The sequence below is a fragment of the Ktedonobacter sp. SOSP1-52 genome (genome assembly GCF_016587395.1).
The window spans coordinates 1,673,354-1,689,161 of the sequence record NZ_BNJH01000001.1 but is presented as its reverse complement, the minus strand read 5'-3'; the positions used below and the strand labels follow the sequence as shown (position 1 = coordinate 1,689,161).

The 15,808-nt window shown below is 57.8% G+C and carries 14 protein-coding genes; 9 read left to right on the top strand and 5 right to left on the bottom strand.

Going from position 1 to position 15,808, the window contains the following annotated elements:
• Window positions 1-3: 3 nt before the first annotated feature.
• From JMJ16_RS07715 to JMJ16_RS07675, 9 genes are read left to right on the top strand one after another with little or no spacing between them, the layout of a single operon-like run.
• Window positions 4-990 (top strand): hypothetical protein, encoded by a 987-nt coding sequence (locus JMJ16_RS07715; RefSeq protein WP_201379957.1) that lies wholly within the window; start codon window positions 4-6, stop codon window positions 988-990.
• The gene (locus JMJ16_RS07710; RefSeq protein WP_201379956.1) at window positions 978-1,733 is read left to right on the top strand and encodes a LysM peptidoglycan-binding domain-containing protein; all 756 of its coding nucleotides are present in this window, start codon (window positions 978-980) and stop codon (window positions 1,731-1,733) included. Before JMJ16_RS07715 ends, JMJ16_RS07710 begins: the two co-directional genes overlap by 13 nt.
• Window positions 1,730-3,250: a phage baseplate assembly protein V gene (locus tag JMJ16_RS07705; protein ID WP_201379948.1), complete on the top strand. Its 1,521-nt coding sequence runs from the start codon at window positions 1,730-1,732 to the stop codon at window positions 3,248-3,250. Before JMJ16_RS07710 ends, JMJ16_RS07705 begins: the two co-directional genes overlap by 4 nt.
• A gap of 3 nt (window positions 3,251-3,253) precedes the next feature.
• A complete protein-coding gene (locus tag JMJ16_RS07700) occupies window positions 3,254-3,595 on the top strand; it encodes a hypothetical protein (protein ID WP_201379940.1) in 342 nt (113 codons plus the stop codon).
• Window positions 3,592-4,023 carry a GPW/gp25 family protein gene (locus JMJ16_RS07695; RefSeq protein ID WP_201379938.1) on the top strand — a complete coding sequence of 144 codons (432 nt, stop codon included), beginning with the start codon at window positions 3,592-3,594 and terminating at the stop codon, window positions 4,021-4,023. Before JMJ16_RS07700 ends, JMJ16_RS07695 begins: the two co-directional genes overlap by 4 nt.
• Window positions 4,023-6,608, top strand: coding sequence for a baseplate J/gp47 family protein (locus JMJ16_RS07690; protein WP_201379936.1), 2,586 nt, complete (start codon window positions 4,023-4,025; stop codon window positions 6,606-6,608). Before JMJ16_RS07695 ends, JMJ16_RS07690 begins: the two co-directional genes overlap by 1 nt.
• On the top strand, window positions 6,595-7,164 hold the full coding sequence (locus JMJ16_RS07685; protein ID WP_201379929.1) for a phage tail protein: 570 nt from the start codon (window positions 6,595-6,597) through the stop codon (window positions 7,162-7,164). The genes JMJ16_RS07690 and JMJ16_RS07685 overlap by 14 nt, the downstream gene beginning before the upstream one ends.
• A 16-nt stretch (window positions 7,165-7,180) precedes the next feature.
• Window positions 7,181-7,660, top strand: coding sequence for a hypothetical protein (locus JMJ16_RS07680; RefSeq protein ID WP_201379927.1), 480 nt, complete (start codon window positions 7,181-7,183; stop codon window positions 7,658-7,660).
• A 30-nt stretch (window positions 7,661-7,690) separates the two neighbouring features.
• Window positions 7,691-9,199 (top strand): kelch repeat-containing protein, encoded by a 1,509-nt coding sequence (locus JMJ16_RS07675; protein ID WP_201379925.1) that lies wholly within the window; start codon window positions 7,691-7,693, stop codon window positions 9,197-9,199.
• A 62-nt stretch (window positions 9,200-9,261) separates the two neighbouring features.
• On the opposite strand, the gene JMJ16_RS07670 is transcribed toward JMJ16_RS07675, so the two are convergent.
• From JMJ16_RS07670 to JMJ16_RS07650, 5 genes are all read right to left on the bottom strand, one after another.
• Window positions 9,262-11,256, bottom strand: coding sequence for a TIM-barrel domain-containing protein (locus JMJ16_RS07670; RefSeq protein WP_201379923.1), 1,995 nt, complete (start codon window positions 11,254-11,256; stop codon window positions 9,262-9,264).
• Window positions 11,257-11,310: 54 nt separating this feature from the next.
• Entirely contained in the window at window positions 11,311-12,159 is an 849-nt protein-coding gene (locus JMJ16_RS07665) for a carbohydrate ABC transporter permease (RefSeq protein WP_201379921.1), read from the bottom strand.
• Window positions 12,160-12,182: 23 nt separating this feature from the next.
• Window positions 12,183-13,133, bottom strand: coding sequence for a carbohydrate ABC transporter permease (locus JMJ16_RS07660; RefSeq protein ID WP_201379919.1), 951 nt, complete (start codon window positions 13,131-13,133; stop codon window positions 12,183-12,185).
• Between the two features lie 94 nt (window positions 13,134-13,227).
• On the bottom strand, window positions 13,228-14,535 hold the full coding sequence (locus JMJ16_RS07655) for an ABC transporter substrate-binding protein (protein ID WP_201379917.1): 1,308 nt from the start codon (window positions 14,533-14,535) through the stop codon (window positions 13,228-13,230).
• A 254-nt stretch (window positions 14,536-14,789) separates the two neighbouring features.
• Window positions 14,790-15,788 (bottom strand): LacI family DNA-binding transcriptional regulator, encoded by a 999-nt coding sequence (locus tag JMJ16_RS07650; protein WP_201379915.1) that lies wholly within the window; start codon window positions 15,786-15,788, stop codon window positions 14,790-14,792.
• Between the last annotated feature and the right edge of the window lie 20 nt (window positions 15,789-15,808).

The following is a 15,808-nucleotide window of genomic DNA, read 5'->3' as shown; positions in this document are numbered from 1 at the left end:
ACGATGGAAAAACGGAACGTCAAAGGCTTGATGTTGCATGCACTGGCAAGACAGTTACAGCGTTGGGCAGATTTCGTGGCCAGGCAGGCGGGAGCCGAACGTCGCGGAGCGCTATGGGGCCAGGGGAGCGCGCAGCGCGTCGATTCTCGTTTTGTATCTTCACCCATGCCGGTAGCGCAGTCGCCGATCCCTGAAGAATATGTGGGAAGTGGGGATATTGACAGTCCGCCTGCTCACTGGCTGGCACGGGCGCAGCTAGGCGCACCAGAACTGCTGTGGCAGAAAGGGCATGCCAGCTGGAGCACTGCAATACCATCTCAGGTCCCCCTGACGGCACAGGAACAGAGTGGCACACGGACAATGATCGACGGACAAGAAATGCATGTGCCTGCGGCGCTAGGAATGGAGAAGGATACTAGCAGGTCAGCGGAGCCGGGTAAACAGCCTGACGAGGCACGCAGGGAACGTCAGGTCAACATGGAAACGTCTGTGTCAGGAGAGGAGAGCCCACGTGTACCTTCCGCCAAGCAGACCAGTCACGACGCTCGCCCTTTCACGGATTGGCACACGTTTTCAACTGGCAACAGCGGAGGAGGGGCGCTAATAGGTGTAGAAGAGAGGAGGCCAGCGCGAGCAGAGAAGACTGAGCCAGCAGAACCAGCGGGAGAAACCTTGCCCCAGGCAGGCGTTGGCCACAGCCATCAGGTGAGCCTGGGTGCTTTGCATGTGCTAAACACCCAAGTGGTAAGCGATCACTTACAAGACAGCGAGAAGAACGAGCACAACCACTGGTCTCAAGCGAGCATACCAGGACCGGCATACGGCAATCAATCACTCATCGAGCTGGAACAGGCAAGCATGCGCTGGCCATCTCTTCCTCTGGAAGAGACAACCCGCAACCTGAGCACGGATTGGGACATAGCGCGACGAGCCTGGGAACGGGAGCAGCGCTTGGACGAGGAACAGCGAGGTCGCTCATGGAACGCGTAGCCTTTTTGCTGGAAGAAACCAATGAGCGCCTGGGATGTTTACTCAATCCCGATAGCCTGGTGATGCGTCGGCTAGCGGGAGTGCTGCCCCGGCGTTCACTGGGAGGGGTGGTGAACGGAGTGGAGTTACGGGATGATCCCCTGCTCTACACCGGAGGTGGCAGGACAGAGCTAGAACTCAATCTCTTGTTTGATATTTCTCTGGCAGGGTCTTCTATTGTGACGAGTGATGTGCGTGATCTCACGGGACCACTATGGAACCTTGCTGAAAATACTCGCGGTGTCAGTAGCTATCGACGGCCTCCGCTGGTACGTTTTGTCTGGGGCAAATCGTGGAACATACCCGCGATCGTGGTCGCGGTGGCTGAGCACCTGGAGCAGTTTACAGCAGAGGGAGCCCCACAGCGCTCCTGGTTGCGTATGAGGCTCTGGCGAGTAAACGAGCCGCTGAAAACGACGTTACCGGGAAGGCAGCCGCTCCAGGCTCAAACGCTCTCCCCAGAAGGACTACAGGTGCCTCCGGAGAGTGTATCAGAGGATCGCGTACGCGTGCATATTGTCAGCGAGGGTGAGCGCCTTGATGTGATTGCCGCCCGTTACTACCCAGAACAATCGGCAGCAGAGGTGTCCGCCCTATGGCGGATGCTCGCCTCGTTCAATAATCTGCAAGATCCGCTTCACCTCCCGGTGGGTTTCTTGCTGCGCATCCCGCCACTCTCAGTGCTAGGAGAAGAAGGCGCATGAACTATGTACATTCCCTGCCCGAGGTGCTTGTGGAAGCAGAGGGAGCGGCGCTCGCCACTGATATTTCGCAGTCGCTAGGAGAGGTACGGATTCAGAAGCGTCTCTCGCTGCCGACGCTCTGCGAATTGACATTTGTCGATCCACCAGTGTCCCTGGCGAGCGCCGTATGGCTCACACCAGGGACAGCGTTACGTGTCATGATCGCAGGGCAACCGGAACCACTTTTTGCGGGTCAGGTGACGGCAGTTGAGCATTGCTACGAGCCAGCCTATGGTCGCGCGATTCGCGTTCGTGGATATGATCTCCTGCATCGGCTACGGAAGCGCCAATCGGTGCGCGCCCACGTACAGGTCACTACACGAGATCTGGCGCAAGAACTGGCCGCCGACCTGGGATTGATTGTGAAGGCAGCGGAACCTGGACCATTGTGGCCCCGGCTCATCCAGCATCGGCAATCAGATCTCGAACTCCTGCAGGAAGTGGCCGAACGGTGTGGGTTATACCTGGCGATACGGGGAAATGTCCTGCATCTGTTGACCTTGCAAGGCATTGGCGAGGTCGTGCCACTTGCCCTGGGCGAGTCCCTCCTTCAAGCGCGCATCGAGATCAATGCTGACACGGTATGCCAATCAGTGGCGGCGGCGGGATGGGATCCATCACGAATAGAAACCCACGAAGGCCAGGCATCACGGGCGCGAGTAGGACGTGCTGTTGCCGCCGGGATAACCCCGGCACGTGTCGGTGGAAGCGAGAGGCGCGAGCTTGTTGATGAGGCGGCACCTGGCAGCGATCACGCGACCGGGCTCGCGCAGGCAGAGTTAGACTTGCGGGTGGCGCAAGAAGTGACGCTCTGGGGGATAGCCGAGGGCGATCCACGCCTACAACCAGGAACGCCAGTGGAGGTCACAGGAGTAGCAGACGCCGTGGCGGGGCGCTACGTCCTCTCGGCTGTCACGCATACCATCGATGCGCGTAAGGGCTTTATTTCCGAGATTTCCAGTTCTCCTCCTGCGCAGCGACCACGGTCGCGTAGCAGTGTCGCCACGCCAGGAGTGGTAACTCAGATAGATGATCCCGAGAAGTTAGGGCGCATTCGCGTTTCCCTGCCAACGTATGGCAACGTGGAGACAGACTGGATGGGGGTTTTGAGCGCAGGGGCGGGCGCGGGAAAAGGATTTATAACCTTACCAGACATTGGAGACCACGTGCTGGTCCTCTTCGCGCACGAAGATCCAGGCCAGGGAGTAGTGCTCGGTGGACTCTACGGAGTAGAGGAACCACCGGATGTGGGCATTGATGGCGGCATGGTGCGCCGCTATACGTTGCTGACCCCAGGCGGGCAGCGTATCCAGCTTGATGATGGACAGCAGACGATCCGCCTGGAGAACAGTCGTGGAAGCTACTGCGAACTCTCGCCGCAGAAGGTGCGCGTACATGCGGCGGCGGATCTGGAGATCGAGGCACCGGGGCAACGGGTAGTCATTCGCGGCAAGAACATCGACTTTGAGAGAGGATAAACGATGAAGTGGCTCACTGAGGATGGGGTTATTACCTGCAAACACGAGTTAGGAGTCGTCTCTCTCGCGACGACCCAGAACCTGGTGACCATCGAGCAGCGAAAGGTGCTGGTGGAGAACGATCCGGAAGGCAGGTTGATCACAGGCTGCCCGAATATTGGCGCCACGATCAAACCATGTACTCGCACCCTCAACGTAGAGGTCGGCTACTCCGATTTTCTGCGCATTCATGGTCAGCGCATCTGCCTGGATACGGTGACCGGCCTGACCGACGGGACGCCACCGGGCGTGGTCAAATACACGGTGCGCGACCCCGGCCAACAACTCGTGACGGAGGTAATATGAGCACGCCACGCTATCGCGCCTGGAAATTCGTCCACCCCGACCTGGACACGTCGGAGGGGCCAGCGGGCCTCGGACTCACTCCACGAGGAGGTATTGCCATGGTGGACGATCGTGACTCCGTACGCCAGGCAATCTTACTCTTGCTGTCCACTGTCCCAGGCGAGAGAATCATGCACCCTGAGTATGGTTGTCATTTGCATCGCCTGGTGTTCTCTCCCAATGATGAGACGACTGCCGGTTTAGCCATCCACTACGTACGGCAGGCGCTCGATCGGTGGGAGCCGCGCATTGAAGTGCTGCGGCTAGATGCGCAGCGTGACGCAGTGAATCCAGAACAACTCACGATCAGCCTTGAATACCGTGTACGGGCCACCCAGCAGACCGATGTCACGACGCTTCCCTTTAACCTTGCGGGAGGGAGACGCTAATGCCACTTCCCTCGCCCAACCTGGACGATCGTGACTTCCGGCAGCTTATGGAGGAGGCGCGTCGTCGTATCATGCAGTCGTCTCCAGAATGGACAGACCTTTCGCCGGGCGATCCCGGAATGGTGTTGCTGGAACTGTTCGCGCACCTCACCGAGACGATGATCTACCGCTTAAACCGTGTGCCCGAGAAGATGTACATCGAGTTCTTGCGGTTGATCGGCCTGCGCCTGCATCCCCCGGTGGCGGCCAGCGTGAGCCTGTTATTTAGCCGGGCACGAGCCGAGGATCAACCGATCCAGATTCCTCGGGGAACGCGGGTGGCGCTCAGTCGCTCGGGAAGTTCAAGCGACGCGCTTATCTTTACAACGGCGGTGAACGCGACTATCCCTGCTGGTAGAACTCAAGTAGAAGTATTGGCGCACCACTGCGATCTGGTGGAGGGTGAGCTTGCCGGGACGGGTACCGGTTTGCCCAATCTGGTTATCAGGGTACAGCGGGCACCACTCGTGGCGAGAACGGGAGACGATTTGGACCTGATCGTCGGCGTTGAAGCGGGGCCAGGCGAACTGGGCGAACGTATCCCAGCAATCGAATATCAAGGCAAGACCTATCGTGTATGGCGCGAGGTTGATAGCTTTACCAACGTTGGGGACGACCCGTATGTTTACCTTGCCGATAGGATGTCGGGAATGATCATGTTCGCCCCAGCGGCGCGGCTTGAGCAGCGGGGGGACGCGCTGGAAGATGTTGCGCATGCACTATCAGCTATTCCGGGTGCTGGGCGAGAGATACGGGTCTGGTACCGGCGTGGGGGTGGGCCAGAGGGAAATGTTGAGGCCAACATCCTGACCAAACTGAAGGACCCGATCATCGGCGTCCAGGTCACAAACCCCGGTCCGGCAGTGGGAGGACGCGCGGCAGAAACGCTGGAGAATGCGTTGGTACGTGGGCCACAGCAATTGCACTCATTGCAACGGGCGGTAACTGCCCGCGATTTCGAACTGGTCGCGCTCTACAATTCACGGGTAGTGGCGCGGGCGAAAGCGCTGACGCGGGCCGCGTTATGGGCATATGCCACACCTGGAACCGTAGAGGTGTTGCTAGTCCCCTTTCTCCCCGAAGAGAAGCGGGATGGAGGACAGGTGACGGTGTCCGTGCTCCAGGAGCACCAGACCACGGAGGCCCGCGTACATGTCCAGCAGGCACTGGACGAGCGACGTCCGCTTGGGACGACCTGCCTGGTAAATTGGGCCCATTATAAGGAGGTACGTGTAAAGGCGAGGATCGTGGTCAGGCGGGAAGAAGATCCTCAGGCGGTCAGGCAGCGGGTCATTGAACGCCTGCACCAGACAATTAATCCGCTACCGACATCATTCAGTTCGACTGGGTGGCCCTTTGGGCAGGCCCTGCGCGCATCCCATGTCTACGATGTGGCATTAGCAGAGCCAGGGGTGCGCTGGGTGGATCAGGTACGGCTCGTGGTGGATGAGGTCCCCGAGAGTAATGTGACAACACTTGTCGCCGATAGCACACAGCCGCGAACCTGGTATGTCGGGAGCGGGAGCACGCTGTTCCGCTCGCTCAACGATGGTGGGGGCTGGGAGCCGGCTGGCCGCTTCGAAGGAGAGGAAATCACCGTTGTGCAGGTCCATGCGCTTCAAGCGGGGCTTGTCGCCGTTGCCACGCGCCTGCCCAACGATAAGGGATCGCGCCTGCACATTTCGCGAGACTGCGCAGAAACATGGGAAGCCACCATCTACTCCCTGGCATTCCTGATACAGGACCTGGCCTGGACGTTACGGGGTGGCGCGCCGGTTCTGCTGCTGGCGACAAACGTCGGGTTGTATGAACTTACTATGCAGCCGGGCAGTAGCCCTGTGCAGGTGCTCGTGGACCAGGCGAATCAGGCGCTGGGCTTTTACGCGGTAACAACCAGTACGGACGCGCGGGGGAGCACAAACGTCGCTGTGGCGGCGCAGAATACTGGTGGGGTCTATCTTTCCAGCAGTGGGGGCGCGACTAACACCTTTCGACATACCGGGCTACGTGGCGAGGATATCCGGGAATTAGTGATAGAGCACGATGGTCCCCGCTCATTTATCTGGGCGGGCGCGGCGGTCTCCGGCGGAGATGACCCCGGCAAGGGATGCTTTACCTGGGAGTTGCGCGGCTCAGAGGACCCACCAGAAGGATGGCAAAGGTTCGGGAAAAACTGGACTGGAGGGACGTGTCGCTCAATCACTTTTATCGGCACGAAGGTTCTGGCGGGCTCTCATCGCGCGGGTGTACTGCAACTAGACCTCCATGGACGTGATGCCGCCTGGCGAGTATCTGACGTAGGCTGTGGCCTGCCCCTGAGAGACCCGGGCCGCTTCCACCCGGTCATCGCGCTTGGAGCGGACCCTGAAACCGGGTTGGTACTGGCGGGCGGAGCAAAGGGGATTTTCCGCAGCGAGGATGGTGGGGGAGCCTACTCTTCATCCTCGAACAAAGAATTCCCCGACAAAGTGACGTTGCCAGCAACCTGGTTGTTCGTCTCGGGCGAGCACGATATAGCGGTAGTAGGTGAAGATGAAGCGGACTGATATTGAGCGTCTGCTCCCCGAGGTTTTTCAGCGGGCCATAGAGGAAGGCTCGCCCTTGCTCGCCCTGCTCGAAGTGATGGAAGCCCTGCCAGCTCCAGACGAGGCAGTGTTGGACCAGCTTGATGCGTTCTTTGACCCTTATCGCGCTCCCGATGCGTTCGTGCCTTTCCTGGCGAGCTGGGTCGATCTAGAACGTTTTTTACAGGGTGTTCCCGCAACATCCGCGACGCAGGCTGCTCCTTCCTGGCCCAGTGGAATGGGGCGGCTCCGCGAACTGATAGCTGCCGCCCCATTCCTGGCGCAATGGCGAGGGACGGCAGAGGGACTGCTACGCTTCCTGGAAACGGCAACCGGCGTACAAGGCTTCACGATAGAGGAGCAGGTGCCGGGATCTGATGGCCTGCTCCGACCATTCCACCTGCGCGTTCGGGCCCCACACGAAGCGGCGTCATACCGCGCCATGATCGAGCAGATCATCGAGTCGGAAAAGCCTGCCTATGTTACCTATGAACTTGAAATGGTGGAGAATCCAGAAGGCAGACCACCTTCCTCTTAGAAAGGGGTACATTCGTATGCGCAGCCCCAAAGTCTTTCTCGCCCTATTGTTCGTGATAGGTGTCCTCTTCGTCGTCGGTCTCAACCTTGGGGCCATACACTCCGACGATCAGGCATTCCAGCCTCCTGGGTGGGTGACGGGACTGGGTAGAGCTCTCGTCATTCAGCAGCCGTTAAAGGTTGGTGATCTGAGGCCTGCACCAGCGAGTTGCCTTCAGAGAGATACGCTCGTCGTGCCCCTGGGCAGCGTCTGCACGTTTGGCATTGGAGAGTCCCCCTTCACGCTGCGCCTGGCCTCACTGCAACTCATACGGGGGGCGTCGGCGACGGTAATGCTCACCCAGGAAGAGACGCTGCCCGTGCAACAGTCCCTCATGGGAGCAGGGACCACAACGGATACCAATTTCAAAGTTTACCCGGGCAAAGCGCATGGGGCACTCAGTATCACGTGCCTTCGTACGGAGGGGACACCTGCGTGTCTCCTCGCACTCAAGTAAGTTGAGCAGGACCCCCAGGAGGATAAAACCATGTCAAGCTCATTTGCGATCACCGCGGCGACCAGTAGCATGCCTCTGGATAGCAGTCGCCAGGTGCAGACCTCGTTTACCGTTTCTAACACAACGACACGAGTCATTAGCGGTCGCGCCCGCGTGGTCGCCCTCTCATCGGCTGCCAGTCCCTGGTTGACGCTGCTGGGAGAATCTGAGCGCGAATTCGCCAGCACCGGAAGCCAACAATATACCGTGCAAATTACCGTTCCACCAGGCGCCCCAACTGGCGACTACACCTTCCGGCTGGATATGCTGGACCTGGCCAATCCCGATGATGACACTAGCGAGGGGCCAACGGTCAAATTTACGGTGCCCGCCGCGGCACCTGTGAAAAAGCCCTTCCCCTGGTGGATCGTGGCCGCCGCGCTGGGAGCGCTGATTTTGCTAGGTGGCGCAGCCTATGGACTCAGTCAGATCACTCGGAAAGCTCCTGCACCCATCGCCATGCAACCCACCGTTACCCCCACTGCCGTGGCTGGACAATGGAAGAGCGTTGCGCCTATGCCAACCGCACGTGAGGGATTGGTGGTGGTACGGGGGTCCGACGGGCGGCTCTATGCGATCGGTGGCCATGGTATCAATCCCGATGGCAGCTATTACCTTACCCGCGTGGAGATCTACGACGCCGCGAAGAATACCTGGACTACCGGTACGCAGATGCCCACCCGCCGAGGGTATCTAGCAGCGGTACTGGGGCCCGATGGCCTTATTTATGCTATTGGCGGCACCAATCGTGTCGCAGACTCCGGCAATAACCAGCTCAGTACAGTGGATACCTACGATCCCTTGACAGATACCTGGACAACTCTTGCCTCTACGCTGCCCACCCCTCGTTCCAACCTTACTGCTGCCGTGGGGGCCGATGGGCGCATCTATGTAATAGGCGGTAAATTAGATAGCGGCGAGCTAAACGTGGTGGAGGCGTATAATGTCAGGACACAGACCTGGACAACCCTTGTACCGATGCCGACCGCACGCTATGGGCTCGCATCGGCGGCTGGCCCCGATGGGCGTATCTACGTAATGGGGGGGATAAACGCAAGCGGCATCCTCAAGACAGTAGAGGCATATGACCCCAGGACGAACACCTGGACACCCCTTGCACCTATGCCAACCGCACGCACGGGATTGACGGCAGTGGTAGGGCCCGATGGGCGAATTTACGCCATTGGGGGTCGAAACGCAAGCGGCCCTCTCAAAACGGTGGAAGCATATGACCCCAAAACGAATACCTGGACAACCCTTGTCGCCATGCCTACAGCACGCTATGGGCTTGGAGGAGCACTTGGACAGGATGGAAGGATCTATGCTGTAGGTGGCTTTGCCGGGAGCCCAGTCAATACAGTCGAGGTCTACAATAACCAGCCAGTGGCGATGCATAGTGTGCAGGTAGGAGAAATTTACCCGCACACCGAAGCGACGATACCACAAACCGGGCAAGAAAGAAAACGCATCATCAAGGGAAGGGCTTCCTCTCGTCCCTGAGAGTCTTTCCTGCTTCGCTAAGTCCCGCCTGCTTTGTTTTTCACTGCTTGTTTGCTCGCTGCTTAGCGACCCTCTCGAATGGGCACATCAGCTCCATCACGAAGATACACTGGAATCCGCTCTAGGGGGGCCTCTGCCGTGATATAGTGGCCACCCTCGAACGTCTCGCCACTCCAGGCATCGGTCCAGGTGGTCCCCGCGGGCAGGTAGACGCCGCGACTGCGCGCGCCTTCCGTCAAGATTGGGGCCACCAGCAGGTCGGGGCCAAAGAGGAACTGGTCATCTACACGCGTGCACTCCTCATCCTCAGGAAAATCGAAGAAGAGGGGCCGCATGGGAGGGGTGCCCTTCTCGTGCGCTACCTTCATCTGAGCTTCGACATACGGACGCAGGCGCTCGCGCAAGAACAAGAGCTCCTTAATGATCGCGTATGCCTCCGGGCCAAACGACCACGCCTCGTTCTCCGCGCCAGTATCAATCATGGCGTCAATGTTGCGCTCAGGATTACGGTAGCCATGCAGACGCAGCATCGGGCAGAAGGTGCTGTACTGGAACCAGCGAATCAGCAGTTCGCGGAAGGAAGGTGAGTCGATGTCGCCACCATAGAAGCCGCCAATGTCGGTTGTCCACCAGGGGATACCGCTCAAGGCCATATTCAGGCCCGCGCGCACTTGAATCTGCAAATCCTCAAAAGTGCTATCGATATCTCCTGACCAGACAGCCACCCCGTACCGCTGACTCCCTGCCCAGGCCGAGCGGCAGAGATTGAGGATAGGCTCATCGCTCTCCCGGTGCTGATGGTCATAGAACCCCTTGGCGTGCAGCATCGGATAGGCGTTCGCCACTGCACTGCCATTGCCCAGGTGGAAACGAACGTTATCAGCATCCAGCGGATGCATCTCCGGCTCGCAGGCATCCAGCCACCAGGTTTTGATGCCATACTGATAATAGTGCTCGCGTACCTGCTCCCAGACAAACGCGCGTGCCTCGGGATTGGTGGCGTCATAGTATTGCACAAAGGCCGGGCCCTCCGGACGGTTATCCTGAAAGATCATCATCGCGGGGATACCACGCTCCGTGCGCATCAACAGGCCGCGCGCCTGCATCTCCGCGAAGTTCTCGCTCATGGGGTTGACTGTCGGCCAGACGGAAACCATCAATTCGACGCCCATTGCTCTGAGCTCGTCAACCATCGCCTGGGGATCGGGCCAGGCTTGCGGATCAAAGCGCCAGTCACCTTGCAAGGTCCAGTTAAAGAAGTCAATAACAATAACCGAAAGAGGCAGGCCACGCTTCTTATACTCGCGGGCAACCTGGAGCAATTCATCCTGCGTGCGATAGCGTAATTTACACTGCCAGAAACCAGAGGCCCATGTGGGGAACTCAGGCGCGTGGCCGGTCGCATCGGCATAGTGCTCCATGATCGAGGCGGGCGTATCGCCCGTCGTGATCCAGTAATCAAGCTGAGCGGTCGCCTCGGCGATCCAGCGCGTCGCGGTTTTGCCAAGCTCCACGCGCCCGATGGACGGATTGTGCCACAGCAGGCCATAGCCCCGACTTGAGAACAGGAAGGGAATAGCCACTTCAGTATTGCGCTGGGCCAGTTCGACTACCGCCCCCTTCTGATCGAGCAACCCGTGCTGGTGCTGCCCCAGGCCGTAGAGCCTCTCGCCTTCATACGCCTTGAAACGCGCCTCCAGATGATAGAGATCGCTGTGAAGCGCTTTAAAATGGCGAGGTGGAATGCGGGTCGAATGCTTAAGAGGGGTTTCCGCCAGCAGTTCCTCTCCGCTCTCCGTCTTGGAGAAGCGAACATGCCCCTGCGGAGAAACGCTCGCGGTAAGCGCGCCATTGCTGATCCTGGCCCCCTGCGCGTCAATCGTGATCTGCACTTCCGTTGGTTCCGGCGACAAAAGGACGCTCAACAGGTCGTCACGAACTGCAGCATTAGGCGTCGAACGGACGCGCAGGCTATCGCGCCCCCACGGCTCTATGCGCAGTTGCTCGTGATTCCGTTCCCACAGTAGTGCATTTGCATATCGTTGAAAACCTTGCATGATAATCCTTCTTTCTTGGTCCGAAGTTCTGAGACATCCCCACTCAACCAGTTCCTAGCCCTTCAACGCACCAGACGAGAGGCCGGACGTGATATAGCGCTGGAAGACAATCAGCAGGATCGCGGCTGGTATCGCTCCGAGGGTCGCGACCGCCATCAGGTTATTCCACTGGGAGTTAAACTGCCCCAGGTAGCCATAGATGCTCAGGGAAATGGGCTGAATATCATTCACCGTCATAATCGTGAGGCCGTAAAGGAAGTCGCCCCACGCGAAGAGGAAGGCGAAGAGCCCTGCCGTCACAATACCCGGCAACGCGAGCGGCAGTATGATTCTGAGGAACGCGCCCCACTCACCCGTGCCATCGATAAATGCCGCCTCGACCAGTTCATAGGGAAGCGATTGCATATACGCGGCCAGAATAATTACATCAAAGGGGACAGCATACGTGCTATCAGCCAGAATCAAGCCCGGGTAGCTATTCAACAAGTTTAGCTTGTTAAAGATCAGAAACATCGGCGTCGCCAGAGTGACCGCCGGGATCATCTGCGCCAGCAAGAGCGCGAAAATCAACACGTTTGAGAAGCGCAGGCGGAAATGCGCCAGGGCATAGGCAGCGGGAATCGCGATGACGAGCGAGATCACCACCGCCCCCAGCGCGACGATCAGGCTGGTAAGCAGGTGCGGGAACTGATCGGCGAAAGTCGCCGTATACGCTTCAAACGTGATCTGGGTCGGGATCAGCGAGACGGGGATCTTGAAGATATCCTGGTTTGTTTCCAGCGAATTGACAATCATCCAATACACGGGAAAGAGCATTATCACGGTAATGATCAACCCCAGGATGAGGAAGAGAAGCGGGCGCAGCGAAACGCTCCTTTTGCGCTTGACAGATTGAGCCTGCATTGCGAAATCTCCTTTGTCTATGCTCAGGCATCCTGCTGACGGTTGGCGCGTACGTAGAACAGCGCCACTACCAGTGAAATGACCAGGATAACATTCCCTAACGCCGATCCCTGCCCGAACAGCTGCTGTGCGAAGGAGAGGTTATACGACCAGGTCGCGAAAATCTGCGTCGTGTTCGCTGGGCCGCCACCGGTCATTACATACACAATGTCGAATACTTTCAGCGTGTAGATAAGGCCAAGCATCAAGACAACGCCGATTACCGGCCTGAGCAGCGGAACGGTAACATACCAGAAACGCTGCCACTGGGTCGCACTGTCAATTGACGCCGCCTCGTAGAGCTCACCCGGAATGCCTTGCAGACCACTGTATAGCAGCACCATATTAAAGGGGATGCCAATCCAGATGTTGGTCACGATAATTGTTGCCAGGGCGTATCCAGGAGTGGTCAGCCAGCCAAAGTGCGCGGCGGGGATGAGATGCAGGCCCGCCAACGTCTGGTCAATAATGCCGTTCGTCTGATCAAAGAGCCAGCGCCAGACCGTTCCCGACACGACCAGAGGCAACAGCCAGGGCAGGAGCATTAACGAGCGCAGAAAACGGCTCAGCGGGAACTTTTTGGTAAAAAACACCGCCAGCGCCAGGCCGATCACAAACTGAGGCACAATCGACCCCACCGTGAAGATGAGCGTGTGAAGCGCCGCACCGCCGGTCGTCGCGTCCTGAAGCACGGCGATATAGTTGCTCAGGCCAATGAAGGGCGCGTTGCCAGTGTATTCAGTCTGGAGGGTGTATTTCTCCAGGCTCACACTGATACTATAATAGAGTGGATAACCAAAGAAGATGAGCAAGTAGATAATCACTGGCACCAGGAATGAGAAGCGAACCAGGCGCGAACGACTGCTTCTGCGCGCTATCGATTTCGATACGTTCCCTCTGACCACCGATTGCTGCTCCTGAATATGCGTAGCCACGATAAGCCTCCCTGAACACACACACCAGAACTCTCCGCCTCACTGGCCCACGTTAGAAAGCGTGGGCCAGCCAAGCGAGAGGAGAGATCCCACATTAGCCCTTTACAATCGCGTCGATCTTCTGTTGTGCCTGGGTCAGCGCAGACTGCGGAGAGAGGCTGCCAGAGAGGGCGGATTGCTCGGCAGTCCAGATCTGCTGCGAGATGTTGGGATACTTCTCGCCAACTTTGGCAGTGCGAGCCTGGGCGTTGTTCAACTCATCGGCGAAGACCTGCAACTCGGTATTCTGCTTCAGAAGATCCTGAGCAGCAGCCTTCAAAGGAGGAATGTAGCCCTGTACCTGGTCGTAGTCCGTGATCTGCTTTGGCTGCTCCAGCCAGTTCAGGAAATCCCAGGCAGCTTTCTGATGCGTGTCGTCGGTCTGCGGAATGGTCCAGATCTCTCCGCCCAGCGGGGAGACTGTCTTTTTCCCAGCGGATGGGGCTGGCAGAGCAACAACGCCGTAATCCACGTTGGCTTGCTTCAACAGGCTCAGGTCCCAGGGGCCATTCTCCATCATAGCCGCGTGCCCCTCTTCAAACTGTGTCAGGACATCGGCCTGGCCCCAGTTCAGTGAGGCCTTGGAGAGGGAGCCGTCTTTCAGCATATCCGTAAGGAACTGCAATGCTCCGACGCCTGCAGGGCCATCGACCTTGTCAAGATCGCCGCCATTCGACCACAGGTACGGCTCAAACTGCCAGGAACCTTCTTCGGTAGCAGGTGCCGAGAGGGCGAAGCCATAGGTATTGCCCTTGGTCAACGCCTTCGCGTCCGCCTGCAACTCGGCCCAGGTCGTGGGCGGCTTGAGACCGGCGTCATTGAACATCTTCTTGTTGTAGTAGAGCGCGAGATCGTTGTTTCCCGTTGACACAGCATAGGTCTTGCCCTGGTACTGCATCGTGGAGAGCGAGCCTCCGTAGAATTTGGAGGAGGCGAGATCGCCTGTCAGATAGGAGTCGAGCTGTGTGAGCGCCCCGGTCGATGCGAACGTCGGCAGGTTCGGATTATCCATAACCAGGATGTCCGGTAGTGTATGCGACGCGACCTGCTGGGATACTTTGGTGGTGAATGAGCCAATCGGCACCGCAGTTCGCTTGATCGTCACGTCCGGGTGCTCCTGCTCGTACTGCTTGATGAGTTTATTGATTTCAGTGTTTGCTGGCTCTGTTCCCAGGTAGTCCATCTCGGTAAGCTCAATCTTCCCGTTAGAGCTTTGAGCGGACCCACCACAGGCGCTCAACAGTAGTCCCAGAGCGAGAAATATGAGGCAACTCATTGAGATCAGGCTGAAAAAGCGCTTAGAGGTGCGCTTTTGGGATGCTATATATGCTTGACCTGCCACTTTAAACGGCTGTGGATTCATTGTATATCCTCCTTTGGATTGACCATCACACCCGACACGAGAGTAAAAGCCCACCTTCTGCCCCCTCCCCTGTGGAACAACACGAACATACTCTCCAGTGAATAGAGATGCGTTCCCGCTCCACAGGGACCTCCAGTCATGTTTCCCTCTCGATCTGGAATCAGCTTTGTCCCTTTTATCGAAGCGCTTCGATAGAGAAAGTATAAGTTCAAGAACAGGAACTGTCAAGAGTGATATCTGTCAATATTGGTGTCTTAGCGATGAGGGCCTGAACTAGAACGTATGGTGAGAGGCGGAGTCAGCAAGACATGTGAGGCTGCGGTCTCGATCCTATTCAACTTATCCACTAGAATCTGCGTTCCCAGTCGCCCCATCTCCTCAAAGGGAAAATCGACTGACGTAAGGGTGGGCGTCGTCATCTGCGCCAGGTGCGGCGAGAAAATCGCGACTAAGGAAACATCCTCAGGAATGTGCAACCCCTTGTCAGCAAGAGCGCGGATAATACCACCGCTCGGCCAGGGTGTCATGAGAATGAAAGCACTGATGGCTGGATGGTCATTCAGCAGGTTCGTTGTTGCCTCATACCCCGCCTGATCATTTGCCTCGCAGCAGCAATCTCTGCCCTGTAACCCATGCTTCTGCATCTCGCGATAAAAAGCGTCCCTGGAGCGCACGACATAGCCAATACCCCGCTCCAAAAGCTCTTCCGACTGGTTAATGAGCACGATATGCCGATGCCCCTCCTCTACCAGGTAACGAACGCTTGTCTCCAACGCATAATCAAAATCCAGGTCCACAAAACTCATATCGTCATTTTCCGCGCAGCGGCCAATCATAACGAAGGGCACATGCTGCTTCTGGAGAAATTCAACACGTGGATCATGCAGGGCAACTTCCATGAGAATCGCTCCATCGATAAAGCCCTGGTGGGTCATGTCCATTACCTTCTCATCATCGGCCAGGGGAGACGTCCACAGCAGGAGAGCATACCCGTGATCGGTAGCCGAGGCCGCGATACTGGTAATAAACTCGGATTGTGGACCTACCTTGGAGCTCCAGGTGGGATAGAGCAAGGCGATGATACGTGTACGCTTGGTCACTAGCGCGCGCGCCAACGAGTTCGGCTGATACCCCAACTCTTCCATCGCCTGGTAGACCTTTTGCTTCACCGCATCGGAAATGGGCCTCTTCCCACTCAGTGTATAAGAGACGGTGCTTAAGGTAACGCCCGCATGCTTGGCAATATCCGACATCTTGGGGGACTTTTTCGCAT

Coding starts and splice junctions, on each gene's coding strand:
- JMJ16_RS07715 (WP_201379957.1), top strand. CDS start 4: ATGGAAAAACGGAACGTCAAAGGCTTGATGTTGCATGCACTGGCAAGA.
- JMJ16_RS07710 (WP_201379956.1), top strand. CDS start 978: ATGGAACGCGTAGCCTTTTTGCTGGAAGAAACCAATGAGCGCCTGGGA.
- JMJ16_RS07705 (WP_201379948.1), top strand. CDS start 1,730: ATGAACTATGTACATTCCCTGCCCGAGGTGCTTGTGGAAGCAGAGGGA.
- JMJ16_RS07700 (WP_201379940.1), top strand. CDS start 3,254: ATGAAGTGGCTCACTGAGGATGGGGTTATTACCTGCAAACACGAGTTA.
- JMJ16_RS07695 (WP_201379938.1), top strand. CDS start 3,592: ATGAGCACGCCACGCTATCGCGCCTGGAAATTCGTCCACCCCGACCTG.
- JMJ16_RS07690 (WP_201379936.1), top strand. CDS start 4,023: ATGCCACTTCCCTCGCCCAACCTGGACGATCGTGACTTCCGGCAGCTT.
- JMJ16_RS07685 (WP_201379929.1), top strand. CDS start 6,595: ATGAAGCGGACTGATATTGAGCGTCTGCTCCCCGAGGTTTTTCAGCGG.
- JMJ16_RS07680 (WP_201379927.1), top strand. CDS start 7,181: ATGCGCAGCCCCAAAGTCTTTCTCGCCCTATTGTTCGTGATAGGTGTC.
- JMJ16_RS07675 (WP_201379925.1), top strand. CDS start 7,691: ATGTCAAGCTCATTTGCGATCACCGCGGCGACCAGTAGCATGCCTCTG.
- JMJ16_RS07670 (WP_201379923.1), bottom strand. CDS start 11,256: ATGCAAGGTTTTCAACGATATGCAAATGCACTACTGTGGGAACGGAAT.
- JMJ16_RS07665 (WP_201379921.1), bottom strand. CDS start 12,159: ATGCAGGCTCAATCTGTCAAGCGCAAAAGGAGCGTTTCGCTGCGCCCG.
- JMJ16_RS07655 (WP_201379917.1), bottom strand. CDS start 14,535: ATGAATCCACAGCCGTTTAAAGTGGCAGGTCAAGCATATATAGCATCC.
- JMJ16_RS07650 (WP_201379915.1), bottom strand. CDS start 15,788: ATGTCGGATATTGCCAAGCATGCGGGCGTTACCTTAAGCACCGTCTCT.